We start from the raw sequence: 300 nt of genomic DNA on the forward strand, positions 1-300 counted from the left end.
CACCTGACGGCGAGGCCGACCTCGTCGATCTCCTCCCAGGTCGAGAGCGGCGTGCGGCCGGCGTCGAGCCGGCCCGCATACACGCTCACGTCGTGCCCACGCTCGCGCAGGCCGCGCGCCAAGCGCTGTGCGGCCACGGTTCCTCCGCTGACGAAGTTTGGAGGGTAGTGGGCCGAGACGACGACGACGCGCACGCGGGGAGCGACCTACTCGGAGATCCGGCGCTTCGCGGCCGCTCCGACGTTCCGCACGGGGTGGCGCAAGAGATCGAGCAGGCGATCGAGCTTGGCGTCGGTCTCG

Annotated in this window: 1 protein-coding gene; it reads right to left on the reverse strand. The window is 71.7% G+C overall.

Going from position 1 to position 300, the window contains the following annotated elements; translation table 11 throughout:
• A partial coding sequence (locus E6G06_22370; protein TML84802.1) for a hypothetical protein occupies nt 1-194 on the reverse strand: 194 nt, incomplete at its 3' end.
• Between the last annotated feature and the right edge of the window lie 106 nt (nt 195-300).

It is taken from the genome of Actinomycetota bacterium (assembly GCA_005888325.1).
GTDB lineage: Bacteria > Actinomycetota > Acidimicrobiia > Acidimicrobiales > AC-14 > AC-14.